This window comes from Falsiroseomonas sp. (assembly GCF_051859025.1).
Classification (GTDB): domain Bacteria; phylum Pseudomonadota; class Alphaproteobacteria; order Acetobacterales; family Acetobacteraceae; genus Falsiroseomonas.
Genome location: NZ_JBHYGL010000001.1, coordinates 689,553 through 713,747 on the forward strand (window position 1 = coordinate 689,553; position 24,195 = coordinate 713,747).

The window sequence follows — 24,195 nt, forward strand, 5'->3', positions numbered from 1 at the left end:
AATAGTGCGATGACGCAACAGTTTAGGGCCGCCGCCATTCTCGCGCGCGCGGGGCCGCGGTTGCGTCGCGTACCCCTGTTCGCCTGCCGCGCCCGTCCCGCCCCGCGGAGGCGCTGCTACATCGTGCCCAGCGTCCGCGGCAGCCACAGCGCGATGTCCGGGAACACCACCACCAGCGCCAGCGACACGAACATCGCCAGGATCATCCAGATCACCCATGGGATGGTCGTTTCCATCGACACGCCGGCGATCCGGCAGGACACCATCAGGTTCACCGCCATCGGCGGCGTGAACTGCCCGATCGCGATCTTCATGGTCAGGATCACGCCGAACCAGGTCAGGTCCCACTGGAAGGCGTTGGCGATCGGGATCAGCACCGGCAGCAGGATCAGGAAGGTGGAGACACCGTCCAGGAACATGCCGATGAAGATCAGCACGATCATCAGCAGCGCGATGGTCCCGTATTCGCCGAGCCCCAGCCCGACGATCCAGGTCGCCACCGGCTGCACGATGCCGAGCGTGGAGGTGGACCACGCGAAGACGCTGGCGAGTGCGACGACGATCAGGATGACGGCGGATAATTCCCCCGCCTCCACCAGCATCTCGTACATGTCGCGCCAGGTGAGGGTGCGATACACGACGACGCCCACGAACAGCCCGTAGAACACGGCCATGACGGCGGCTTCCGTCGGCGTGAAGGCGCCGATGCGCATTCCGCCCAGGATCACGACCGGCGCCATCAGCCCCCAGATCGCCTCCTTGAAGGTCTGCCAGACATGCAGCCTTTCCTCCGCCCGCGCCTTGCCGCCGAAGCCGTTGACGAAGGACAGCGCCAGCACCGCCACGATGATGGCGCAGCCCGCCAGGATCCCCGGGAACATCCCCGCCATGAAGATCGCGGGGACGGAGACGCCCGGCACCAGCACCGCATAGATGATGAAGGCGATGGAGGGCGGGATCAGGATGTCGGTCGCCGCCGCCGCCGCCACCGTCGCGGCGATGAAGGGGCGGGGATAGCCATCCGCCACCATGCTCCGCGTCACCACCTGCCCCACGGCCGCCGATGTTGCGGGCCCCGACCCGCTGATGCCGCCGATCACCATGGCGACCAGGACGGAGACGGATGCCAGCGCCCCGCGCCCGGCGCCGACCAGCGCCGTCGCGAAGCGCACCAGCCGCAGCGCCACCCCCGTGCGGTCGAAGACGCTGCCGACCAGGACGAACATCGGGATGGCGATCAGCGGGTACTTGGCGATGCCCGCATAGACATTGGTCGGCATCGCCAGGATCGACTGGTCCGCCAGCAGGATCGCCAGCGCCCCCGCCAGGCCGAGTGCCACGCCAATCGGGATGCCCCCCAGCAGCAGCACCAGGAAGGTCAGGAACAGGATGGAGCCGATCATCGCCTCAGCCTTCCCCGCCGCGCGCCAGGCGGATGAACCGCCCGGCCGCCCGCAGCACCACGATGGCGGACAGCACCGGCAGCCACCCCGTGTACCACCAGTTCGGATGGCCGAGGCCCGAGGACAGAACCTCGAACCGGTATTCGTCATAGGCCAGCCGCCAGCCATGCCAGACCAGCAGCCCGAAGCAGAGGATGGTCAGCGCCATCGCCACCATCTCCGCCACCTTCTGCCCCTGGGGGGACAGCATGTCGGTGAAGTAGCCGATCTTGATGTGCCGCCCGGATGCGGTTGCGATCGCGGTGCCCAGCAGCGCCACCAGCACCATCAGCACGACGGAGTATTCCTCCGTGAAGCTGATGCTGATGTCTGTCAGGTAGCGCGTGGCGACATTCGCCGCGGTGATCAGCGCCATCGCCGCCATCGCCGCCGCCACCAGCGCCTCCTCGATCTTCAGGGTGATGCGGGTCGGCGGGTTTTCCCGGAAGGCGGAAGGATCGGGCTCGGCAGCCATGGCGGTTCGTTCGCTTGAAAAGGGGCAGGAAGGAAAACGGCCCGCCGGTCATCCCGGCGGGCCGCGAGGCGTGTCAGCCGAAGCGGTTCAGGCCCGCGCGCCGCGTACCGCGGCTTCGGCGCGACGCACCAGATCCGCCCCCACGGTCTGCGCCCATTTGTCATAGACAGGCCGCGTGGCGCGGGCGAAGGCCTGCTTCTCCGCGTCGCTGAGCGTCGTCACCGTCACGCCGCGACGGCCCAGCTCCTCGAGGCTCGACCGGTCGGCATCGACGCCGATGCCCTTCCGGCTCGCCGCGATCTGCGCCCGCGCGGCATCCCGTGCGCATTCCTGCACCAGCTGCCGGTCAGCCGGCGCGAAGCTGTCCATCACCGACTTGGCGACGGTGAAGACCCCGGCATCCGCGACGTAGTTCCACACCGTCAGGTGCCGCTGCGCCAGCGTGTCCATGCGGAACGCCAGGTACAGGTTGATCGGGTTCTCCTGCCCATCCACCGCGCCGGTGGAGAGTGCGGGCTGGAGGTCCGCGAAGGACATCTGCACGGGGTTGGCGCCGAGGGCGGTGAAGATCTCGCTGAAGATGGCGCCGGCGGCGAAGCGGATCTTCATCCCCCGCATGTCGCCGGGCTCCCGGATCGCACGGCGGCTGTTGGAGATCTCCCGGAACCCGTTCTCGCCCCAGGCCACCGGGACGACGTCGCGGGAGGAGAGGGTGCGGAACAGCTCCTCACCCACCGGACCGTTGATGATGGCGTCGAAGCCCTTGTGGTCATTCAGCAGGAAGGGAAGGGAGAAGACATTCATCTCCCGGATCTGGGGAGAGATGTTGATGGTGGAGAAGACGCCGAAATCGACGACGCCCTGGCGCATCGCCACCAATTCGCGCGTCTGGTCGCCGCCGACGAGCTGGCTGCCCGGATAGACCTTCACGTTGATCCGCCCGCCGGAGCGCTGCGTGACCATGTCCGCCCATTGGAACGCGCCTTCGGACAGCGGAATCGGCCGGTTGCCGACCACGGTCAGCTTGTATTCGGATTTGTAGGCGGCCTGCGCCTTGGCGACATGCGGCAGCGCCAGCAGCCCCGCGCCGGCCAGCAGCGCGGCACGGCGGTTCATCACGATGGACATCCGGTTCCCCTCCCAAGGTGGTGCGCCTTGCGCGGCGCTCTTTCCAGGGGCGGAGCATGCGGGCAGCGATGCCCCTTCGGCAAGGGGATCAGCCCCGGAGGAAAATCGATCCCTCGGCTGCGTCGAACACGGGGGCATCGAGCCCTTCCTCCCCCGGTGCGCGGCGCAATTCGGCATAGGCGCGCTTCACCACGGCCGGCACGCCGGCATCCCGCAGCAGCGCATCGGTGGTCCGGCCATGGTGCCGCAGCGTGCCGGCCAGGAAGGCTTCCGTCGCCGCGGCCTGCGCGCCCCGCACCGCCAGCCCCGCATCTGCCACCACGCCGCGCCAGTCCCGCAGCAGATCGTCGTAATGCACCACCACGCGGTCGATTGCCCGCGTGTCACGCTCCGCCGCCACCACATGCGCCAGCCACAGCCGCAGCGCGTCCCGCTTCGCCATCCTGTCCCGCTCGGTGAGCGATGCCGCGACTTCCAGCGGGTTGCGCACCGCGATCACCGCGAAGGGCCGCGCCCCCACCGCCGCCAGCGCCGGCAGCCAGGCCGGCAGCAACCGGCAGGCACGGGGGTCCTTGAGGATGAAATCGGCACCCTCCGGCACCTGGTCCCGCAGCAGCGCCGCCGCATCCCCCGCGAAGCCCGCCAGCACCGCCGGCGCGTCCGGCGGCAGCGGGCGCGGATCATCCCAGGCACGGCCCAGCGCCGCCAGCATCCGGTCATCCAGCGCAACCATCCCCGCCGATTCGAAGAAGCCGCGCGGGTTGTCCGCCCGCCCCGCCAGCAGATCCGCCGGCAGCGCCGGCCCGTGCAGGGACAGCACGCGCGTCAGGGCGGAGGTGCCGGACCGGTGCATCCCCAGCACCAGCACCCCCCGCCGCATGGCGCTAGGGCCTGTGGACACTTGGCCCGGGATGCGATCGGCGAGTGGATTTTCGTGCCTGCCAAGGGGGCGTCACAGCGGGGGCGGGGCGGCGATGGGGTTCCATCGTCGCCCTGACCCCGACGCCCCAGGCGCGGAAAGGCGCCGCCGAGCGCGCCCTCAGCCAAGTGTCCACCGGCCCTACTCCGCCCGGATATTCGCGGCCTGCGCCACCGCGGCCCAGCGCGGCACCTCGGTGGCCACCATCGCGGTGTACTCCGCCACGCTCATCCGGTTGGGCGGCGCGCCGAGATCCGCCAGGCGGTCCACCATGGCCGGCGTGTTCAACCCCGCCACCACCGCTTCGTTGATCCGCTGCGCGATCTCCGCCGGCATGCCCGCGGGGCCCGAGAGGCCGAACCAGTTGGTGGCGACCAGGGTCGGGAAGCCGGCCTCCGCCACCGTCGGCACATCCGGCCAGCGCGCGGCGCGGGCGGGCAGGGTGATGGCCAGCAGGCGCAACCGGTCGTTCCGGCCGATATCCGGCACCGCCGCGATCAGCCCCTCCACCTGGCCGCCGATCACATCCGTCACCGCCGGGGCGCTGCCGCGATAGGGCACATGGGTGATCTCGATCCCCGCCGCGCGGTTCAGCAGTTCCAGCTTCACATGGCTGGAGGTCCCGATCCCGGTCGACCCGAAGCGCACCGCGCCCGGGGACGCCTTCGCACGCTGCACGAGGTCCGCCATCGTCCGGATCGGCCCGGCGGCGCTGACCGCGATGGCCGAGGGCACGGCGGCGACCAGCGCGATATGCGTGAAGTCACGGATCGGGTCATAGGGCACGTTGCGCGACACCGCCGGGCCGATGGCCTGGGATGCGATGTTGGACAGCACGATCGCGCTGCCATCATTCGGGCCCTTGGCGACGGAATCGGACCCGATGGCGCCCCCGGCGCCGGCGCGGTTCTCCACCACCACCGGCATGCCCATGCCTGCCTCGATCTCCCGCGCCGCCAGCCGGCCCAGCAAATCCGCCGTGCCGCCTGCGGGGAAGGGGACCACGAGGCGCAGCGGCCGCCGGGTGGCCTGGCCAAGCGCCGGGGTGGCAAGGCTGGCTAGCAGCGGCGCGGAAAGCAGCGTGCGGCGGCGCATCGGGTCGGTCCTCATCCTGGTATCCCGCCAGCATACCGGGACTGCCCGCCGCATCCAGGGGCCATGCCCGCCGCCGCTTCCGTTCTCCGCGGCATGGCGACAGGAGACGACCATGCCACCCGGATGCCACGAAAGGGAACAACCATCCCTTTAGCGGTTGCGTGGAGAAAAAAGACGCTGTTATCCTGCGCAGGCAGAGGACAGATGCCCCGATGACCTACATCCGCACCCGCCCGCCGCTGGACACCATGCTCGCCGGCATCGCCGCCGCGGCGCGTGAACCGATCGAGGCACGTCCCGGCGCGGTCGCCGCCGCCATCGCGGCCTTCGCGGCGGACCCGACGCTGCTCGCGGATGTGGATTGCCCCTGTTGCCCGGACCGCTATGTGCGCCACCTGCTGGGCGCCGATCCTGAGGGCCGCTACGCCGTCGTCGCGCTGGTCTGGCGCCCCGGCCAGATGTCCCCCGTGCACGCCCATCGCACCTGGTGTGCGCTGGCTGTCCACCAGGGCACGCTGACGGAAACCTACTACGAACCCGGCGAGGAACACCCGATCCCGACCGCGACGACGCTGCTGCGACCCGGGGAGAGCAGCCATGGCGCGGCGGACCCGCGGCTGATCCACCGGATCGCGAACCTGTCGTGCCGGACGGCGATCTCCATCCACTGCTACGGGGTAGGGTATGACCGCTTCGGCAGTGATGTGAACGAGGTGCACGCGGCCTAGGTTGATGGGGAAGGCTTTGCCTTCCCCATACCCCATCCACCAGGGGGCAGAGCCCCCTGGACCATCGTCAATTATCCCGCCTGCTGTTCGAGCACGCGCGCCAGGGATGCGCTCATCGCCTCCGCGGCCGCGGGCAGGCGCCGGCCCCGCCGCGCAAGCAGCGCGATCCGCCCGCCATTCAACAGCGGGTCCACCAGCGGAATCGCCTTCACCCGCCCCAGCGCCGCATGCAGCGCCAGCACCCGAGGCACCATCACCGCAACCCCCTTGCCATCGGCCACGAAGGCCGCCGCCACATGCGGCGAATTGGTCTCCAGCACCGGCCGGATCGGCGCCCGCGCCGCGCGGCAGGCCGTGTCGAACAGCGTGCGCGATGAACCGAGATAGGACGGCGCCACCAGCGGCAGGCCCGCCAGCTCCGCCAAGGTCAGCTTCTCCGCCCCTGCCAGCGCATGGTTCGGCGCCACCATCACCGCCAGCGGCTCCGCGGCGGAGGCCAGCACCTCCACCTCCGGATCGGCGGAAGGATTGAACGCGATGCCGAGGTGGCAGGTGCGGTCCCGCAGCGAGGCCAGAATCGCCTCCGACCCCACCACCGCGATGTCCAGCGTCACCGCCGGATAGGCCGCGCGGAAGGACGCCAACGCCGCCGAAAGGCCGGATGCCGCGAAACTCTCCACCAGCCGCACCACCACATGCCCGCGCCGCACGCCCCGCAGCGCATCGAGGTCCGCGCGCAGCCGCTCCGTCAGCTGCGTCGCCTCCCGCCCATGATGCAGCAGGATCTCCCCCGCCGGGGTCAGCGCCACGCCCCGCGCGCCGCGTTCCAGAAGCTGGACGCCCAGCTCCTCCTCCAGCTGCTGGATGCGCCGGCTGATGGCGGATTGCGCCAGGCGCAGCCGCAGCGCGGCCTCCCGCATCGATCCCGCCTGGGCCACAGCCAGGAAGCAGCGCAAGCCCGGTGGCATCATCGTCGTTCTTCTCCCGCCCCGATGCCAACGAGGCATCACGCCGACATAGATTTTCCTCTTGCGGCATCGGCGTCAACAGACTTGTATTCATCCTGTGTTCAATTGGGCAGGCAAGCCATGATCATCGAAGGCGTCCCCTTCCAGACGGTGGACTGGTCCGCCTGGCCGGAGACGCACCACAAGGGCGAAACCGGCCACGCCACCTGGCGCACCCTGGAGGTCGGCAACATCCGCGTCCGCATGGTGGAGTATTCGCCGGGCTACAAGGCGGACCACTGGTGTTCCCGCGGCCATGTCCTGCTGGTCCTGAAGGGCCAGCTCACCACCGAACTCGCCGATGGCCGCGTGTTCGTCATGAAGGAAGGCGTGTCCTACCAGGTCGCCGAGAACGCCGAACCGCACCGCAGCCAGACGGAGACGGGCGCCACCCTGTTCATCGTGGATTGAACCCCGGAAGGAGAAGGCCGATGCGCCTCACGCGTCGCGCGGCACTCGCCGCCAGTCTCGTCAGCGTGGCACTGCCCGCCCTGGCGCAGTCGGATTTCCCCAGCCGGCCCATCCGGTTCATCGTGCCCTCCGCACCGGGAGGCAGCCTCGACATCCTGGCCCGCCTGATCGCGCGCCACCTCGGCGAACGCCTCGGCTGGCAGGTGCCGGTGGAGAACCGCAGCGGCGGCGGCGGGAATATCGGCTTCGACGCCGTCGCGAAGGCGCGGCCGGATGGCTACACGGTCCTCATCGCCTCCGAACCACTGGCGGTGAACCCCAGCCTGTTCCGCACGCTGCCCTTCGACCCCGTGCGGGACTTCCAGCCGCTGACCATGATCGCGACGCTGTCGCAGGTGCTGGTCGTCCATCCCTCCGTCCCCGCGCGCAACTTTGCGGAGTTCATCGCGCTCGCCCGTTCCGGCGGGCCGGAGATCAATATAGGCTCCGCCGGCACCGCATCCCCCGGCCACATGGCGGTGGCGCAGCTGGTCCATGCCCGCGTGCCGCTGACGCATGTCCCCTATCGCGGCGGCGGCCCCGCGGTGCAGGACACGGTCGCTGGCAACATCCAGGGCGGCATCATGACACTGCCCGCGGCACTGCCCTTCATGCAGTCGGGGCAGGTGAGGGCGCTGGCCGTCACCTCCGCCCGCCGCTCCCCCTTCGCGCCCGATGTCCCGGCGATGGCGGAGGCCCTGCCCGATGTGGTGGTGGATAGCTGGCAGGCCCTGCTGCTGCCCGCCGGCGTGCCGGCCGAGGTGCTGCGCCGCCTGCACACCGAAATCACCGCCGTCATCCGCCTGCCGGAGGTGGATGAATTCCTCAAGCGCCAGGCCTTCGAACCCGCGCCCGGCACGCCCGACGAACTCGGTGCCCTGATCCGTGCGGAGGTGCCGAAATGGCGCCGCGTGGTGCAGGAAACCGGCCTCCGCCTCGACTGATCGCAGAAACGCCAGGGAAGAACGACCGCATGCCGCGCACCCCGACCATCTTCAACGAGGCGCGGATGCGCGCCATGATGGACCGCAAGGGCCTCGACCTCGTCATCGTGCGGGGCGTGGAGAATTCCCGCTACATCAGCGAGTTCTTCCATAACGGCGGCAACCTCGGCTACCGCCCCTTCTGCGTCTTCTACTTCCGCGACCCCGCCAGGAAGCCCGCCTTCGTCGTCCCGGCCGTCGATCTCCACCTGGCGATGACGCTGACCTGGATCGAGGATGTCCGCGCCTACGCCATGGCGGAATTCTTCACCGACGTGGACACGCATTTCTACGACGATTTCGCGGGCGCCGCGAAGGCGATCCTGGCCGAGCGCGGCGTGACGGGGATGAAGGTGGGGACGGAGGGCGACAACCTCACCAGCGGTTTCCGCACGCTGCTGGACGGCATCCTCACCGGCAACAGCGTGGAAGACATCTCCTTCGACATGGAGATGGTCCGCATGGTGAAGACCCCCGAGGAAATTCGCCGCCTGAAGCTGGCCACCGAGATCACGGTGAAGGCCCACGCCGCCTTCCGCGCCGCCATCCGCCCAGGGGCGACCGACAACGACCTGCACCGCGCCGCCTGCCTGACCATGCTGCAGGAAGGCGCCACCGCCGTGAACTTCATCAATGTGGGCGCCGGCAGCGCGAATTCCTTCGCGGCGCATGACCCATTCCCCCGCGGCTACACGCTCCAGCACGGCGATTTCGTGAAGGTGGACATGGGCGCGCAGGTGCTCGGCTATTCCGCTGATTTCGTGCGCAGCTACTTCATCGGCACCGCCAGCCAGCGCCAGCAGGACATCTGGAAATGGCTGAACGAGGTGCAGCTGGAACTCTGCGCCTGGATCCGCCCCGGCGTGACGGGCGGCGAGATCTTCGACCGCGGCTACAAGCACATCAGCAAGTACCTGGAGAAATTCCCCCGCGAATTCCTCGGCCACGGCATCGGCCTCGGCAGCCATGAACAGCCGCGCATGAACGCCGTGAACCGCACGGTGGTGGAGCCCGACAGCGTGCTGTGTGTTGAGTACAGCTACTACTGTGACGGCGTACGGCACCACACGGAGGAAACCTTCCACGTCCACGCCACCGGCAACGACCATTGGACGAAGGATTGCCCGCGCGAGTTGATCGTGAAGGTCTGATACGATGTCTGCGCTTGCCGGCATCACGGTCCTCGACCTCTCGACGCATCTCTCCGGCCCCTACTGCACCATGCTGCTCGGCGACCTCGGCGCCGATGTCATCAAGGTGGAGCGGCCGGGCGGCGACGAGGCGCGGACCATGCCCCCTTTCGTCGATGGCCGCTCCGCTCCCTTCGATGTCTGGAACCGCAACAAGCGCAGCATCGTGCTGGACGCGAAGAAGGAACCGGAAACCCTCCGCGCCCTGATCGCCCAGGCCGACGTGTTGGTGGAGAACATGCGGCCCGGCACTCTGGACCGCATGGGAATGGGTTGGGATGCGCTGCACGCCTGGCATCCCCGCCTGATCCTCGCCTCCATCTCCGGCTTCGGGCAGACCGGCCCCTGGGCCGGCCATGGCGGCTTCGATTTGATGACGCAGGGCATGGCGGGCCTCATGGCCGGCAATGGCCCGGCGGAGGGCGAGCCCCACCGCCTGCCCATCGCCATCAGCGACATGACGGCGGGCATGCACTGCGCCATCGCCATCCTCGCCGCGCTGAACGCCCGCCACGCCACGGGGCAGGGGCAGCGGGTGGAGGCGAGCCTCTTCACCTCTGCCCTCTCGCTAGGCGTCTATGAGGCCGCGCATGTGCTGGCGCTGGGCACGCGGCCCGAACGCCTTGGCCAGGCGCATCGCGGCACCTCCCCCTACCGCGCCTTTCCGGCCGCCGATGGCTGGCTGACCGTCGGCGCGGCCCAGGCGAATTTCTGGCCGCGCTTCTGCGCCATCATCGGCGTGCCGGATTTGCCCGCCGATCCGCGCTTCGCCACCAACGCCGACCGCGTCGCCAACAACGCCGCCCTGGTCACCATCATCGCCGGCCGCATGGCGGAAAAGCCCCGCGACCACTGGCTGACTGCCTTCGCGGAAGCCGGCATCCCCGCCGAACCCGTGCTCAGCTACGACGAGGCCCTGGCCCATCCCCAGGCCGAGGCGATGCAGGTCCTGGCCACGATCCCCGGCGCGACGGAGGGTATCCGCGCCACCCTCGCCACGCCCTTCAGCCTGTCGGCCACGCCGCCCGCCGTGCGCACCCCCGCACCGCGCCTCGATGAACACGGCGCCGCCATCCGCGCCGCTCTTCCGGCCCGCGCCGCCGCGGAATAGGCTTTCCCCTTCTGGAAGGGGATCGCACCATGTCCGGCCGCAACGCCATGCTCGAGGATGCGCTGGTCGAGGCGCGGGACCATTACGCCGCCGCCCGGCCCGCCAGCGCCGCGGCGCATCGCGACTCGTTGGCCGTCATGCCGGGCGGCAATACGCGATCCGTCCTGTTCCACGGCCCCTTTCCCTTCACGGCGGAGAAGGGGGAAGGCTGCGTGCTGACCGACATCGACGGCCACCAGACCGTCAGCATGATCGGGGAGTTCACCGCCGGCCTCTTCGGCCATTCGCATCCCGCCATCCGCGCGGCGGTGATGCGCGCCCTCGATTCCGGCGTGAACCTGACGGCCCATAACCGCTTCGAGGGCCGCTTCGCCAAGCTGGTCTGCGACCGTTTCCCGTCGCTGGATCGGGTTCGCTTCACCAATTCAGGCACCGAGGCCAATCTGCTGGCCCTCGCCACCGCCACCATCGCGACGGGCCGCCGGACGATCCTCGGCTTCCAGGGCGGCTACCATGGCGGGCTGATGACCTTCGGCGCCGCCACCAACCCCATTAACGTGCCGCACCAGGTGGTCCTCGCCCCCTACAACGACATCGACGCCGCGGTCGCGATGGCGCGCGTGAATGCCGGCGATCTGGCGGCGATCATCCTGGAGCCCATGCTCGGCGGTGGCGGCTGCATCCCCGCCACGGACGCCTTCCTGCGCGCGCTGCGCGATGTCGCGACGGAAACCGGCGCCGTGCTGATCTTCGATGAGGTGATGACCAGCCGCCTCGCCCCCGGGGGCCTCCAGGAAGCCACGGGCATCACGCCGGACCTGACGACACTGGGGAAGTATGTCGGCGGCGGCATGTCCTTCGGCGCCTTCGGCGGGCGCGCGGACCTGATGGCGATCTTCGACCCGCGTCGCCCGGATGCCGTGCCCCATGCCGGCACCTTCAACAACAACACCCTCACCATGTCCGCCGGCATCGCCGCGCTGTCGGAGATCTACACCCCCGATGTCGCCATCACGCACAACGCCAATGGCGACGCGCTGCGCGATGCGCTGAACGCGCTGGCGCGGAGGCACCAGGTCCCGATGCTGGTGACGGGCCGCGGCAGCATGATGGCCTTCCATTTCGGCCAGGCCGCGCCCCGCAACGCGGCGGAAGCTGGCGCCATGAACCAGCCGCTGAAGGAGTTGCTGTTCCTCGACCTGCTCGACCGCGGCTTCTACATCGCCCGCCGCGGCATGATCGCGCTGTCGCTCGCCGTGGGCGCGGAGGAACGCGCCGGCTTCCTCGCCGCCATGGACGATTTTCTCGAGATCCGCGCCGACCTGATCCGCGCCGCGGTCTGATTCGAAAAGCCCTCTCCCCCAAGGGGCATTACCCAGGGGGAGAGGGTTGGGTGAGGGGGCGACCCTTACGCGCCGAAGCTCACCCCGAACTTCCCGACATGCGAGAACTCGCCGATCGGCTTCCGCACGCGCGGCAGCCCTTCCTTCGCCGCCACATCCGGCGGCAGGATCTTCGCCGCATCGCCCGGCACGCCGAAGGCGATGGCGGAGACGGGGTCGTTATCCGCCGGCACGCCGAGTTCCACCCGCGCGCGCTCCACATCGAAGCCGCGCATCTGGCGGGAGGCGAGGCCCATGGACGCCGCCTGCAGCACCATGTTCGCCGCCGCCTGGCCGACATCGTACAGCGCCACGGCGTTCGGGTTGCCGTTGCCGGTGAAGACCTTGCGCGCCACCGTGATCACCAGCGCGCCCGCATCCTTCGCCCAGACCTGGTTGAAGGCGCCCAGCAGGCCGAGCAGCGTCGCGAAGGCTTCCGGGTCTGCATCCCGCCGCGCCACCACGAAGTTCCAGGGCTGCTCGTTGAAGCAGGAAGCCGCCCAGCGCCCAGCCTCGAGGATGGAGGCCAGCTGCTCCGCCGTCACCGGCGCATTGGTGTAGGCGCGCGGGCTGTGGCGGCCCGCGATCAGCGGGTGGATGGGGTGGGCGGTCGGCGCGTTGCGGTCGGTCATGCGGGGAGGTCCTCTATTGCCGTTCCATGCGGGTCCGCTCGATCACCTCGGCCCAGCGTGCGATTTCCGCATGCACCGTGGCCTTGGTCTCGGCCGGTGTTCCGGGCTCCCGCGCCGCGAGGCCCAGCTCACCGAGCCTGGCCCGCAGCGTCGTGTCGGCATGCATGCCGCGCGCGACCTCGGTGATGCGCTCCACCACGCTGGGGGGCGTTCGGGCGGGGGCGCCGATCGCATACCACGTCTCGATATCGAAGTCAGGACGACCCAGCGCCTCCGCTACCGTCGGCACCTCCGGCAGCAGCGGGGACCGGGTGCGGGAGGTGATGGCCAGCGCGCGCACCTCGCCCCCGCGGAGCTGGCCGAGCACGGCGGAGGCCGTCTCGCTCACCACCTGCACCTCGTTGTTGCGCAGCGCCACGATGGCGGCGGGGGTGCCGCGATAGGGGATGTGCATCAGCCGGAAGTCGCCCGCGGCCTGGATGGCTTCCGCCACGAAATGCTGCGTGCTGCCGACGCCGACGGTGGCGACATTGATCTGCTCCGGCCGCGCCTTCGCCCGCCGCACCAGGTCGGCCAGGTCTGTCGGGGCCTCCGGCCCCGTACCCGCCAGCAGCACCAGGCCGATGGAGGCGACCATGGCGATGGGTTCGATATCGGCGCGCGGGTCATAGGGCAGGCGGCGGTACAGCGCGGCAGAGACGGCGAAGCCATTGTTCAGCAGCATCAGCGTGTGGCCATCGGTGGACCGCGCCAGCGCCTCCGCCGCCAGGGTCCCGCCCGCGCCCGACCGGTTCTCCACCACCACCGGCTGGCCGAAGGCCGCCGCCATGGAAGGCGCGATGAGCCGCGCCAGGATGTCCGTCGTGCCGCCGGCGGCGAAGCCCTGCAGGAAGCGCACGGGGCGGTCCGGCCAGCGCGGCTGGGCCAGGGCCGGGGTGGCGATCAGCCCGGCGCCGGCGGCCAGCAGCGCGCGGCGGGACAGGCTCGCGGAATGGGCCATGACGGAACCTCCTTGCCAATTGGCGTGCAATCGTTTGTTAAGCGTCCTCCTACGGCACGGGACAGGGCCGTCAAGGCCGAAACATCCCGTCCGCCCCACCACCGGAGCCCACCCCCGATGTCAGACGCGCTTCTCCTCCGCCGCCTCCAGGTCGCCGAACTCGTGCAGAACTGGGCCGTCTGGCGCGATGCCGGGGATTGGGACCGCTTCGCCACCTGCTGGCACAGCGATGGCCGCATGTTCGCCACCTGGTGCCAGGCCCCGGCCGCCCAGTTCATCGAGGCCTCGAAGGCCGGCTGGGCCAAGGGCGTGTCGATCCTGCATTTCCTCGGCGGCTGTTCCGTGGACCTGAACGGCCACCGCGCCATCGCCCAGACCAAGATGACCATCAGCCAGCGGGCGGAGGTCCATGGCGTGCTGGTGGATGTCGTCTGCACCGGCCGCTTCCACGACTTCATCGAGGAACGCGACGGCAAGTGGGGCATCGTCCTGCGCCAGCCGATCTATGAGAAGGACCGGATGGACCCGGTGGACCCGGCCGCGAAGCTCAGCCTGGACCCCGCGCTCCTGGCCCGCTTCCCGGAGGGCTACCGCCACCTCGCCTATCTCCAGACCCAGATCGGCTATGAGGTGAAGACCGACATGCCGGGCCTGAAGGGGGAGCGGGTCCAGGCCCTCTATGCCGCCGGCCGCCGCTGGCTGGCGGGCGAAGCCCCGGGCTGGGAGGAGTAAGCCATCGCCGATCTCAACACTCCGTAAGCCCTTCGCGTGTCACCCTCGCGTCATCCGCCTGCCGGGGTGATGACACGAAGCCCTGGCAGAAGCGTTGCGGCACCGCCCCGCATTCGGGGCGGGGCGGGGCAGGAAGCCCCGGGGTTGAGAAGGACGAGTGGTATGACTGACAGGGACTTCCGGCGTGAGCGGTTGCTCGCTTCGGGCCTGTTGCGCGGCGCGACGATGGCGCAGGCGGCAGCGGAAACCGCGGTGCGGAAGCCGCTGCCGAAGGCGGAGCCCCGGGCTACGCTGCCGGCCGCAATTGGCGCGCCACCATCGGCAGGAAATGCGCCACGGGGGGCGTCTCCAGCCCCGTGACCTTGGCCTGCTCGTCGAAGCGCCGCAGCGTCACCGCCGCCTGGTGCTGCGGGTTGGCGCGGAAATCAGCGACCTCGGCCGGGGACATCGGCCCGCCCTGGAGCGACAGGGACAGCACGCTGTCCGGCGACAGCTTGCTGAAATAGTCCGCCTCCGTCGCGCAGAGGAACCGCTTGGCGGCGACATGCAGCCGCACCGGTTCCGCCACCTCCGGCCCGAAATGCCGCGCCAGCCAGGTGGCGCCCAGCTCCTCATGCCGGTCATCGATTCCCGCCTCGGCCGGGTTGTCGCCGAGGTCATGGACCAGATGGCCCACATCATGCAGCAGGGCCGCCACCACCAGCGGCTCCGCGCAGCCGAGCTGTTCCGCGAACATGGCGGCCTGAAGGGCGTGCTGCTTCTGGGTGATGGCGTGCAGGCCGTAATTGCCGTCCGCCCGATGCTCCAGCATCGTCTCGATCGCGGCCAGGCGGGGGTCCTGGGTCATGGGCGTCTCCTGCATCGGTCGCCCCATGATGCCGCGCCGCAGCATCGCGCGTAAATGACCCGCTTTCTGTTTGTAAACCGGCCGTGTAGCGTCCGCGGCCATGACGGGATCGATCCTTGAGGTGCGCGGGCTGCAGCGCCGCTTCGGCGGCGTGGTGGCGCTGGCCGGGCTGGACCTGACGGTCCGGCGCGGCACGGTCACGGCCCTGATCGGCCCGAACGGCGCCGGCAAATCCACCGCCTTCCAGTGCATCTCCGGCGTCATCCGCCCGGATTCCGGCACGGTGCGATTCGATGGCCAGGACATCACGGGCTGGCGGCCGGACCGCATCACCGGCGCCGGCCTCGTCCGCAGCTTCCAGATCGCCCGCGGCATCCCCCGCCTGACGGTGCTGGAGAATCTTCTTCTGTACGGCCAGGCGCAGCCCGGCGAATCGGTCCTGACTTCCTTCCTGGCCACCCCCGCCCAGAAGCGGCGGGAGGAGGCGTTGAAGGAGAAGGCCCGCGCCATCGCCGGCCGCCTGAACCTGGCCCGGGTGCTGGACAACCCGGCCTCCGCGCTGTCCGGCGGCCAGAAGAAGCTGATGGAGATCGGCCGCGCCCTGATGGCCGACCCCAAGCTGCTGATCCTTGATGAACCCGTGGCCGGCGTGAACCCGACCCTCTCGGCCGAGATCGCGACCCATATCGCCCACCTTCGCGATGAGGGCATGACGGTGCTGATCGTCGAGCATCACATGGATTTCGTCGCCAGCCTCTGCGACCCCGTGATCGTCATGGCGGAGGGCCGGCCCCTGATGGAAGGCAGCTTCGACCAGGTGGCGAACGACCCCCGCGTGCAGGAAGCCTATATGGGCCGCCGGGCGGTGCACGCGTGACCGCGCTGCTGGAAGCCGAGGGCGTCGTCGGCGGCTATGGCGCGGCGGATGAGATCCTGAAGGGCATTACCGTCACCCTGGCCGCGCATCGCATGGCCGCCATCGTCGGCCCGAACGGCGCGGGGAAATCCACCTTCCTCAAGGCCATCGCCGGCCTCGTGAAGCTCAAGGCCGGCCAGGTGCGCCTGGCGGGGGAGGTCCTGACCGGCCTGCCGCCCCGCGGCATCGCGGCGCGCGGCGTCGCCTTCGTCCCCCAGGAATCCAACGTCTTCGGCAGCCTCTCCGTGCGGGAGAATCTGGAGATGGGCGGCTACCTGGAGCCCCGCGCGACGGTCGCCCGCCGGGTGGAGGGCCTCTTCACCCGCTTCCCCATCCTGGCGGAAAAGCGCCGCCGCGCCGCCCGCACGCTGTCCGGCGGCCAGCGCCAGATCCTGGCCATGGGCATGGCGCTGATGGTGGAACCGAAGCTGCTGCTGCTGGACGAGCCCTCGGCCGGGCTTTCGCCTAAGGCGGCGGAATCGCTGTTCGATGGCATCGCCGCCATCCACCAGGAAGGCACCGCCATCCTGATGGTGGAGCAGAACGCCCTGGAAGCGCTGGCCATCGCGGAGGAAGGGATCGTCCTCGTCGATGGCCGCGTCGCCCGCACGGGGCAGGCCGCGGCGCTCGCCGCCGATCCGGAAGTGCGCCGCCTGTTCCTGGGCGGCTGAACCATTCAACCAAGCAACAGGGGAAAGACTGGGATGACCACCTTCAGCCTCAATCGCCGCGCGGCCCTGCTCGGCACCGCCGGCGCGCTGTCCACCTTCGCCATCGGCGGCAAGGTCGCAGCCCAAGGCGCGCCGATCACCTTCGGCGTCCTGCCGCCGCTGACCGGTGCGGGCGGCCCCTATGGCCCCGCCATGCTGCGCGCCGTGCAGGGCGTGGTGGCGGAAGCCAACGCCGCTGGCGGCATCCGTGGCCGGCAGATCCGCGTCGTGGCGGAGGACGACCAGACCAACCCGGATGCCGCCGTCCGCGGCGCCCGCAAGCTGATCGACGTCGATCGCGCCGCCTGCATCATCGGCACCTGGGCCAGCGCCAGCACCACCGCCGTCGCGCCGCTGTGCTGGGAGAACCGGGTCAGCCTCTTCACCGTCTCCGGCGCCGACAGCATCACCCTGCTGCCGCACCAGGGCTACATCTTCCGCACCCAGCCCAACAGCCGGCTGCAGATCAGCACCGCCTGCGACTATTTGATGGCCAAGGGCACCCGCCGCGTCTTCCACCTGGCCGCGCAATCCCCCTTCGCGGCGTCCAGCCAGGAAGTGATGGTCGAGAAGTTCCGCGCCGGCGGCGGCGCCGTCTCCGGCTACATCGTCTATGAGCGTGACAAGACCGCCTTCCGGTCGGAAGTCGACCAGATCATGCGCAGCCGCTCCGACACCGTCATGCTGAACGGCTACCTGCCCGACGTGACGATCCTGCTGCGCGAACTGTTCCGCGCGGGGTTCGAGGGCCGGCGCTTCACCTTCGCCTATGCCGCCAACGCCACCACCTTCCAGTCCCTGCCGAATGAGGTGACGAACGGCCTCATCACCTTCCAGCCGAGCCCGGACCTCGACAGCGGCGCCTTCAACCGCCTGAAGAACCGCTTCGGCAATGTGGAGGTCGATCCCTACTCCGCCCAGACCAACGACCACGCGACGCTCGCGATCCTCGCCGCCGCCCAGGCCGGTGAGGCGACGGGCACCGCCATCCGCGACAATGTCCGCAAGATCAGCCAGGGCGATGGCGAGAAGGTCGACAACGTCACCGACGGCCTCCGCCTGATCGCTGCCGGCCGTGCCGTGAATTTCGAGGGCGCTTCCGGCCCCGTCTCCTTCGACGAGCGTGGCGACATCCAGGGCACGAAGTTCCGCTACGAAGTGGCGGAGAACGGGCGCTTCCGGCTGCTCGAACTGGTCTGATGGAGGATTGGCGCGACCTCGCCCAGGTCCTTCTGAATGGCGTGATGGCGGGCAGCGTGTTGATGCTGCCCGCCATCGGGTTCAACTGCATCTTCGCGGTGCTACGCTACCCGAACTTCGCGGTGGCGGGCTTCTGTACGTTCGGCGCTTTCGCGGGCTGGGTGGCGAATGTGCAGTTCGGCGTGCCCGTCATCGCCGCGCTGCCCATCGCCTTCCTGGCGGCGGCGGCGGTGGGGCTGCTGTCGGAGGAAGTGGCCCTGAAGCCGCTCCGCCCCGCGGGGCCGCTGACGGTCGCCATCGCCTCCGTCGCCATCACCATCCTGCTGGAAAACATCATCCGCTTCTTCTTCGGCAACGACCTGAAGGGCTATGATCTGGCGATCCTGCGGGACTGGCGCTTCGACGGCATCCGCGTGAACCCGCAGCAATTGCAGAATACGGGCTACGCCATCATCGCCGCCGGCAGCCTCTTCGCGCTGCTCGCCTTCACCAGGCTCGGCCGCGCCATGCGGGCGGTGGCGGACAATCCCGTGCTGGCGGACATCAAGGGAGTGGACCCCAATCGCATCGCGCGCGTCGCCGTCTTCATCGGCGCGGGGCTGGCGGGCATGGGCGGCATGCTGATCGGCATCGACACGTCGATCGATCCGCTGACCGGCTTCCGCGTCGTGCTCTCCGTCTTCGCGGCTGCCGTCGTCGGCGGCCTCGGCTCCATCCCCGGCGCGGCGCTGGGTGCGATGGTGGTGGGCGTGGGTGAGGAACTGGCCGGCGTGATCCTCGAACCCGCCTACCGCACCGTCACCGCCTTCCTGGCGATCCTGCTGGTGCTGACCTTCCGGCCGCAGGGGCTGCTCGGGGGGCGCAACTGATGGAAGCCTACCTCGTCGCCATGCTGGTCTTCGCCGGCTTCTACGCGCTGATGGCGCTGGGGCTGAACGTGATCTGGGGCCTGACCGGCATGGTCAATCTTGGCCTGGTCGGGTTCTTCGGCCTCGGGGCCTATGCCTCCGCGCTGCTCACCACCAAGGCCGGCCTGCCCATGCCGCTGGGCTGGCTGTCCGGCGCCACCATCGCCGCCATCGCCGGCGGCATCATGGCCCTCATCGTTGCACGCCTGCGGGGCGACTACCTCGCCATCGTGACGCTCGGCTTCGCGGAGGTCATCCGCCTGGTTGCCTCCAACGAGATCTGGCTGACCAACGGCACGGACGGCATCAGCGGCATCCCCGGCCCGTGGCGCGGCGATGTCTCTCCGCAGCAGTTCAACCTGATCTTCCTCGGCATCGTCTGGACCGCCGTCGCGGTGGGCTTCTACCTGCTTTCCCGCGTCTCCCATTCCCCCTTCGGCCGCGTGCTGCGCGCGATCCGGGAGGATGAGGACATCGCCGCCGTCGCCGGCAAGCCGGTGCTGTGGTTCAAGGTCCGCGCCTTCGTGACGGGTGCGGCGGTGCTCGGCGCGGCCGGCGCGCTCTATGCCCACTACAACGCCTTCATCGCGCCGGAGAGCTTCGCGCCGCTGCTGACGATCTACATCGTCCTGGCGCTCACGGCCGGTGGCGTCGGTTCCATGCGCGGCGCCGTCATCGGCGCGATCTTCCTCATCACCCTCATCGAGGGCACACGCTTCATCGCGGCCGAGATCCCCGGCGTCACGCCGGTGCAGAAGGCCGCCTTGCGGGAAGGCGCCATCGCGCTGACCCTGATCCTGCTGCTGCGCTTCCGGCCGCAGGGACTGATCCCCGAAAGAACGAGAACCAAGGCATGACCCGCCCCGACGCTACCGCTGCCCTCGCTTCCGTCGTCGCCGCCACCGCGGCGCCCGGCCAGCCCCAGGCGCTGTTCGCCGCGCTGGACCAGGCGATGGGCGCGACCATCGGCCACAAGCTCTTCACCATCCTGGTCATCCATCCCGGCGCGAATGAGAGCCAGCGCTACTATTCCAACATGCCGGATTCCTACCCGATCGGCGGCCGCAAGCCGATCAACCCGACGCATTGGTTCAACACGGTGCTGGGGGAGGGCGTGCCCTATATCGGCTACAACTACGCCGACATCAGCGACGTCTTCTACGATCATGAACTGATCCGCAGCCTCGGCTGCGAAAGCGTGCTGAACGTCCCCGTCCGTTGGAACGGGTCCAGCATCGCCACCATCAACCTGCTGCATGAACGCGGCTGGTACGGCAGCCACGACATCGCCCTGGCCCAGCACTTCGCCGCGCTGGCCGTGCCCGGCGTGCTGAAGGTGATCGCGGAGGGCTGAACTGCCGGGGGGCGCTCTACGCGCCCCCCACCTCGTCCAGCGCCAGCAGCGCGAAGCTGGCCAGCCAATGCCCGCCCATGTAGTGGTCGTCGAGATGCGGCATGGCGGCCGCGAGATGCGCCGCCGCGCTCTCCTCCATCACCGCCCTTCGCATGTCGGCGCCCTGGAGCGTCCGCGCCAGGATGCGCCAGCACCAGGCGCGGGACAGGTTCAGCCCATCCAGATGCGCGATGCGCCCATCCGTCCGGTCCGATACGCGGACGGGTGTGAACAGCGATTCCGGCCGCCGCGCCCCGATCCAGGGCAGGAAGCGGTCGAACCAGGGCGCGAAGCGGGCAGGGGGCAGCAGCCGCGCCAGGCAGGCGGCTTCCACCAGGGTCGGTGAAAGAAAGTCCTCGCCGGAGGGCTCCCAGGCCTGCGCGTCCCGGTCCTCCCCGTGCCAGCGCCAGGCCGTCTCCCGGATCAGCGCCAGCAGCGCGGGGTCCTGCGCCTCCGCCCAATCGGCCGTCAGCATCAGCGCGAAGGCGGTGTTGGTGTGCATCCCGGCGCGGGACGGATAGTCCGCCATCGGCAGGTGGCTGCGGAAGCGCGCCGCGAAAGCCTCCGCCAGCGGCGCCAGGCGTGCGCCCCAGACGGGGTTGGGCAGCATGTCCAGCTCCGCCTGCAGCTTCAGCAGCCAGGCCCAGCCATAGGGCCGTTCGAACCCGCGGGAGGATGGCCGGGCGAGGTAGGCGCATTCCGCCGCCACGCCCGCCTCCGTGAAGGCGGCGTCGAAACGCGCGATGATGGCCGGCGCGCTCGGCAGGACCGGAAAGCGCCGCAGCAGCCGCGCCAGCATCCAATGCGCATGGACGCAGGAATGCCAGTCGAAGCTGCCATGGAAGACCGGATGCAGGGCGGAGGGCGCCACCAGGTCCGCCGGCCCCGTCAGCACATGGTCCAGCTTCTGCGGCCATTCCTGCCCGACATGACCCAGCGCGATCCGCGCCAGCCGCTCCGCCAGCGCCTCGTCCAGCACCTCCGCCACGGCCCTCATCCCCTCCTGGGTCCACGGCCCTCGGGGTAGGGCCAGCGCGGATCGTTGAACTCCTGGAATTCCAGCAGGTAGCCCTCGGGGTCCCGGAAGAAGCAGGAATAGACGGTCTTGCCACCCGACACATGCGGCGGGCCGTCGAACTCGATGCCGCGCGCCTTGTAGTGCTCGTAGGCGCGCTCGACATCCTCGACCAGGAAGGTGAAGACCATGCCCTTGGTCCCCAGCGGCCGCCCCGGCTTGTTGCAGACGCCGAGAAAGCCCGTCGGGCTCACCTGGAAGACCCGGCAGATCCCCTGGTCCAGCACCTGCTTCAGCCCGATCACATCCCGGTAGAAGGCGGCAAGCCGGTCGAGGTTCTCCGTGTAGAGCCAGACCACATTCTGCTCGATAAAAATTCCTGCCCCGCCGGCATCGTCCGAAGCCATCATTCTCTCCCTTCCGGCCCGCCCGTGGAACGCAAGCGGCGCGGCCATGCGCGCGGAGCATGCACGATCCCGCGCGCCCCCGGAACGCCCCCGCGCCGCCCGTTGGAACCATGCCCCGCAATGCCCTTATCCTCCCACAAGGCGGCAACGCCCCAGGCAGGAGTTCCAGTTCCATGACCATCCAGCTCGGCCAGGTAGCCCCGGATTTCGAGGCTGAGACCACCCAGGGCCGCATCCGCTTCCATGAATGGCTCGGCTCCTCCTGGGGCGTGTTGTTCAGCCACCCCAAGGACTTCACCCCGGTCTGCACCACCGAACTGGGGGAGACCGCGCGCCTCAAGCCTGAATTCGACGCCCGCGGCGTGAAGGTCATCGGCCTGTCCGTCGATACGCTCGACCGCCATGCCGGCTGGGACGCCGATATCGCGGATACGCAGGGCACCGCCGTCAACTTCCCGATGATCGCGGACCCGGAGAAGAAGGTCGCCGCCCTCTACGGCATGGTGCACCCGGAGGCCGATCCCTCCATCACCGTCCGCACCGTCTTCGTCATCGATCCGAACAAGAAGGTGCGCCTGTTCATGGTGTATCCGCCCAGCACGGGCCGGAACTTCGACGAGATCATCCGCGTCATCGACAGCCTCCAGCTGACCGACCGCGCCAAGGTGGCGACGCCGGTGAACTGGCGCCCGGGCGGCAAGGCGATCATCCCGCCCTCCATCAGCGACGAACAGGCGAAGGCGCTGTTCCCGCAGGGCTGGAAAACGGACCGGCCCTACCTTCGCTGGGTCGATGTGAAGTAGGGGGGACGCGATCATGGCCACCATGCGGGAAAGCCAGGCGCATCCATCCAGCGTGGCTGACGGCTTCTGGGGGGCGGTCGGCAACACGCCCCTCATCCGGCTCCGGCGCGCCTCCGCGGCCACGGGATGCGAGATCCTGGGCAAGGCGGAATTCATGAATCCCGGCGGCAGCGTGAAGGACCGCGCGGCCATCGGCATCCTGAAGGATGCCATGGCGCGCGGGCAGCTCGTGCCCGGCCAGCCCGGCACCATCGTGGAAGGCACCGCGGGCAACACCGGCATCGGCATCGCGCTGGCCGCCAACGCCATGGGATGGCGCAGCGTCATCGTCGTGCCGGAAACCCAGTCGCGGGAGAAGCTGGACTACCTCCGGATGATCGGCGCCGATCTCCGCCTGGTCGCCCCCAAGCCCTTCAGCGATCCCGGCAACTACGTCCATGTCTCGAAGCGGCTTGCCGAGGAAATGGGTGCCGTCTGGGCCAACCAGTTCGACAATTTGGCCAATGCGGCGGTGCATGAGGCGACGACGGGCCCCGAGATCTGGGACCAGACCGATGGCCAGGTGGATGCCTTCACCTGCGCCTGCGGCACGGGCGGCACGCTGGCGGGCATCGCCCGCGCGCTGAAATCCCGCAACGGCAGCATCCGCATCACCCTGGCCGATCCCGATGGCAGCGCGCTCGCCTCCTGGGTCCGCAGCGGCACCTTCAAGGCGGAGGGCAATTCGATCACGGAGGGCATCGGCCAGGCCGCCCGCGCCCCCGGCAACCTCGCTTCCGCGCGCGACTTCATCGATGACGCCGTCAATGTCAGCGATACCGAGGCGCTCACGGAAGTCTTCGACCTGCAGATGCATGAAGGCATCTCCGTCGGCGGCAGCGCCGGCCTCAACGTCGCCGCCGCCATCAAGGTGGCGCGGGACCTCGGCCCCGGCCACACCGTGGTGACCATCCTCTGCGACGGTGCCGCGCGCTACCAGTCCAAGCTCTTCAACCCGGATTTCCTGCGCGAACGCGGCCTGCCCGTGCCGTCCTGGCTGGAGTGAGGGCGCCATGGCGCTGGAAATCGTCGAACTCGCCCGCACCATCCGCGAACGCGATCCCGCGAAGCCCGGATGGCTGGAGGCGATGCTCTGCTATGCCGGGCTGCACGCCGTGCTGTGGCACCGCCTGTCCCATGCGCTCTGGCGCGCGGGGCTGCGCGGCGTGGCGCGCCTTTCCTCCCACATCGCCCGCTTCCTGACCGGCATCGAGATCCATCCCGGCGCCACCATCGGCCGCCGCCTGTTCATCGACCACGGCATGGGCGTCGTGATCGGGGAGACGGCGGAGATCGGCGATGACGTGCTGATCTACCACTCCGTCACCTTGGGCGGCCTCTCCGGCCAGCCCGGCAAGCGGCATCCCACGATCGAGGACAAGGTCACGATCGGCGCCGGCGCGCAGGTGCTGGGCCCCATCCTGGTCGGCCGCGGCGCGCGCGTGGGTGCGAATGCCGTGGTGGTCTCCGCCGTGGCGCCCGGCTGCACCGTCGTCGGCATCCCCGCCCGCCCGCCCCGCGGCCAGCCCTGCCAGGACCCCTCCATCGGCTATGGCCTGGGCGCCACGGCGGATGAGGACCCCGTCGGCGAACAGCTGGCCGCCATGCGGGCGGAGATCGCGTTGCTGCGCGCGGAACTCGGCGCGTTGAGGAACGCGCAGCGGGAAGGGGTGTAGCGCCCGG

Annotated in this window: 27 protein-coding genes; 16 read left to right on the top strand and 11 right to left on the bottom strand. The window is 69.7% G+C overall.

What is annotated here, in order from left to right; genetic code table 11:
• Positions 1–116 precede the first annotated feature (116 nt).
• The 5 genes from ACTIE5_RS03420 to ACTIE5_RS03440 all read right to left on the bottom strand — a co-directional run bounded on the left by ACTIE5_RS03420 (position 117) and on the right by ACTIE5_RS03440 (position 5,173).
• The gene (locus ACTIE5_RS03420) at positions 117–1,403 is read right to left on the bottom strand and encodes a TRAP transporter large permease (protein WP_439548289.1); all 1,287 of its coding nucleotides are present in this window, start codon (positions 1,401–1,403) and stop codon (positions 117–119) included.
• 4 nt (positions 1,404–1,407) lie between these two features.
• A complete protein-coding gene (locus ACTIE5_RS03425) occupies positions 1,408–1,917 on the bottom strand; it encodes a TRAP transporter small permease (protein WP_439548290.1) in 510 nt (169 codons plus the stop codon).
• Between the two features lie 87 nt (positions 1,918–2,004).
• Entirely contained in the window at positions 2,005–3,045 is a 1,041-nt protein-coding gene (dctP, locus tag ACTIE5_RS03430) for a TRAP transporter substrate-binding protein DctP (protein ID WP_439548291.1), read from the bottom strand.
• Positions 3,046–3,133: 88 nt separating this feature from the next.
• Positions 3,134–3,946: a sulfotransferase family protein gene (locus tag ACTIE5_RS03435; protein ID WP_439548292.1), complete on the bottom strand. Its 813-nt coding sequence runs from the start codon at positions 3,944–3,946 to the stop codon at positions 3,134–3,136.
• A 159-nt stretch (positions 3,947–4,105) separates the two neighbouring features.
• The gene (locus ACTIE5_RS03440; protein ID WP_439548293.1) at positions 4,106–5,173 is read right to left on the bottom strand and encodes a Bug family tripartite tricarboxylate transporter substrate binding protein; all 1,068 of its coding nucleotides are present in this window, start codon (positions 5,171–5,173) and stop codon (positions 4,106–4,108) included.
• Positions 5,174–5,271: 98 nt separating this feature from the next.
• Here ACTIE5_RS03440 and ACTIE5_RS03445 point away from each other — a divergent pair, with 98 nt between their 5' ends.
• A complete protein-coding gene (locus tag ACTIE5_RS03445; RefSeq protein ID WP_439548294.1) occupies positions 5,272–5,787 on the top strand; it encodes a cysteine dioxygenase in 516 nt (171 codons plus the stop codon).
• Between the two features lie 71 nt (positions 5,788–5,858).
• Here ACTIE5_RS03445 and ACTIE5_RS03450 read toward each other — a convergent pair whose 3' ends face one another.
• Positions 5,859–6,758 carry a LysR family transcriptional regulator gene (locus ACTIE5_RS03450; RefSeq protein WP_439548295.1) on the bottom strand — a complete coding sequence of 300 codons (900 nt, stop codon included), beginning with the start codon at positions 6,756–6,758 and terminating at the stop codon, positions 5,859–5,861.
• 117 nt (positions 6,759–6,875) lie between these two features.
• On the opposite strand from ACTIE5_RS03450, the gene ACTIE5_RS03455 reads away from it, so the two are divergent.
• The 5 genes from ACTIE5_RS03455 to ACTIE5_RS03475 are packed head-to-tail and all read left to right on the top strand — an operon-like array spanning position 6,876 to position 11,871.
• A complete protein-coding gene (locus ACTIE5_RS03455; protein ID WP_439548296.1) occupies positions 6,876–7,205 on the top strand; it encodes a DHCW motif cupin fold protein in 330 nt (109 codons plus the stop codon).
• Positions 7,206–7,225: 20 nt separating this feature from the next.
• Entirely contained in the window at positions 7,226–8,188 is a 963-nt protein-coding gene (locus tag ACTIE5_RS03460; RefSeq protein ID WP_439548297.1) for a Bug family tripartite tricarboxylate transporter substrate binding protein, read from the top strand.
• 29 nt (positions 8,189–8,217) lie between these two features.
• Positions 8,218–9,378 carry a M24 family metallopeptidase gene (locus ACTIE5_RS03465; RefSeq protein WP_439548298.1) on the top strand — a complete coding sequence of 387 codons (1,161 nt, stop codon included), beginning with the start codon at positions 8,218–8,220 and terminating at the stop codon, positions 9,376–9,378.
• 4 nt (positions 9,379–9,382) lie between these two features.
• Positions 9,383–10,528, top strand: coding sequence for a CaiB/BaiF CoA transferase family protein (locus ACTIE5_RS03470; RefSeq protein ID WP_439548299.1), 1,146 nt, complete (start codon positions 9,383–9,385; stop codon positions 10,526–10,528).
• A 29-nt stretch (positions 10,529–10,557) separates the two neighbouring features.
• Positions 10,558–11,871, top strand: a complete 1,314-nt coding sequence (locus tag ACTIE5_RS03475) for an aspartate aminotransferase family protein (RefSeq protein ID WP_439548300.1) — start codon at positions 10,558–10,560, stop codon at positions 11,869–11,871.
• A gap of 65 nt (positions 11,872–11,936) precedes the next feature.
• On the opposite strand, the gene ACTIE5_RS03480 is transcribed toward ACTIE5_RS03475, so the two are convergent.
• Together ACTIE5_RS03480 and ACTIE5_RS03485 are read right to left on the bottom strand one after the other, a co-directional pair.
• Entirely contained in the window at positions 11,937–12,542 is a 606-nt protein-coding gene (locus ACTIE5_RS03480) for a nitroreductase family protein (RefSeq protein WP_439548301.1), read from the bottom strand.
• A gap of 13 nt (positions 12,543–12,555) precedes the next feature.
• A complete protein-coding gene (locus ACTIE5_RS03485; RefSeq protein ID WP_439548302.1) occupies positions 12,556–13,542 on the bottom strand; it encodes a Bug family tripartite tricarboxylate transporter substrate binding protein in 987 nt (328 codons plus the stop codon).
• 117 nt (positions 13,543–13,659) lie between these two features.
• Between ACTIE5_RS03485 and ACTIE5_RS03490 the strand changes: the two genes are divergently transcribed.
• Complete coding sequence (locus tag ACTIE5_RS03490; RefSeq protein ID WP_439548303.1) at positions 13,660–14,274, top strand: nuclear transport factor 2 family protein; 615 nt, start codon at positions 13,660–13,662, stop codon at positions 14,272–14,274.
• 286 nt (positions 14,275–14,560) lie between these two features.
• Here ACTIE5_RS03490 and ACTIE5_RS03495 read toward each other — a convergent pair whose 3' ends face one another.
• Positions 14,561–15,121: an HD domain-containing protein gene (locus ACTIE5_RS03495; protein ID WP_439548304.1), complete on the bottom strand. Its 561-nt coding sequence runs from the start codon at positions 15,119–15,121 to the stop codon at positions 14,561–14,563.
• A gap of 100 nt (positions 15,122–15,221) precedes the next feature.
• Here ACTIE5_RS03495 and ACTIE5_RS03500 point away from each other — a divergent pair, with 100 nt between their 5' ends.
• From ACTIE5_RS03500 to ACTIE5_RS03525, 6 genes are read left to right on the top strand one after another with little or no spacing between them, the layout of a single operon-like run.
• Positions 15,222–15,998, top strand: a complete 777-nt coding sequence (locus ACTIE5_RS03500; protein WP_439548305.1) for an ABC transporter ATP-binding protein — start codon at positions 15,222–15,224, stop codon at positions 15,996–15,998.
• Entirely contained in the window at positions 15,995–16,708 is a 714-nt protein-coding gene (locus ACTIE5_RS03505; protein WP_439548306.1) for an ABC transporter ATP-binding protein, read from the top strand. The genes ACTIE5_RS03500 and ACTIE5_RS03505 overlap by 4 nt, the downstream gene beginning before the upstream one ends.
• A gap of 33 nt (positions 16,709–16,741) precedes the next feature.
• Positions 16,742–17,947: an ABC transporter substrate-binding protein gene (locus tag ACTIE5_RS03510; RefSeq protein ID WP_439548307.1), complete on the top strand. Its 1,206-nt coding sequence runs from the start codon at positions 16,742–16,744 to the stop codon at positions 17,945–17,947.
• Positions 17,947–18,816, top strand: a complete 870-nt coding sequence (locus ACTIE5_RS03515; protein ID WP_439548308.1) for a branched-chain amino acid ABC transporter permease — start codon at positions 17,947–17,949, stop codon at positions 18,814–18,816. Before ACTIE5_RS03510 ends, ACTIE5_RS03515 begins: the two co-directional genes overlap by 1 nt.
• Positions 18,816–19,712: a branched-chain amino acid ABC transporter permease gene (locus ACTIE5_RS03520; RefSeq protein ID WP_439548309.1), complete on the top strand. Its 897-nt coding sequence runs from the start codon at positions 18,816–18,818 to the stop codon at positions 19,710–19,712. Before ACTIE5_RS03515 ends, ACTIE5_RS03520 begins: the two co-directional genes overlap by 1 nt.
• Positions 19,709–20,209, top strand: coding sequence for a GAF domain-containing protein (locus ACTIE5_RS03525; RefSeq protein ID WP_439548310.1), 501 nt, complete (start codon positions 19,709–19,711; stop codon positions 20,207–20,209). Before ACTIE5_RS03520 ends, ACTIE5_RS03525 begins: the two co-directional genes overlap by 4 nt.
• A 16-nt stretch (positions 20,210–20,225) precedes the next feature.
• Here ACTIE5_RS03525 and ACTIE5_RS03530 read toward each other — a convergent pair whose 3' ends face one another.
• The gene (locus tag ACTIE5_RS03530; protein ID WP_439548311.1) at positions 20,226–21,245 is read right to left on the bottom strand and encodes a DUF2891 domain-containing protein; all 1,020 of its coding nucleotides are present in this window, start codon (positions 21,243–21,245) and stop codon (positions 20,226–20,228) included.
• Complete coding sequence (locus ACTIE5_RS03535) at positions 21,242–21,673, bottom strand: VOC family protein (protein WP_439548312.1); 432 nt, start codon at positions 21,671–21,673, stop codon at positions 21,242–21,244. Before ACTIE5_RS03535 ends, ACTIE5_RS03530 begins: the two co-directional genes overlap by 4 nt.
• Before the next feature lie 170 nt (positions 21,674–21,843).
• On the opposite strand from ACTIE5_RS03535, the gene ACTIE5_RS03540 reads away from it, so the two are divergent.
• From ACTIE5_RS03540 to cysE, 3 genes are read left to right on the top strand one after another with little or no spacing between them, the layout of a single operon-like run.
• Positions 21,844–22,473, top strand: a complete 630-nt coding sequence (locus ACTIE5_RS03540) for a peroxiredoxin (protein ID WP_439548313.1) — start codon at positions 21,844–21,846, stop codon at positions 22,471–22,473.
• Between the two features lie 13 nt (positions 22,474–22,486).
• Complete coding sequence (locus tag ACTIE5_RS03545; protein ID WP_439548314.1) at positions 22,487–23,518, top strand: cysteine synthase A; 1,032 nt, start codon at positions 22,487–22,489, stop codon at positions 23,516–23,518.
• A 7-nt stretch (positions 23,519–23,525) separates the two neighbouring features.
• A complete protein-coding gene (gene cysE / locus ACTIE5_RS03550) occupies positions 23,526–24,188 on the top strand; it encodes a serine O-acetyltransferase (protein WP_439548315.1) in 663 nt (220 codons plus the stop codon).
• Positions 24,189–24,195 lie beyond the last annotated feature (7 nt).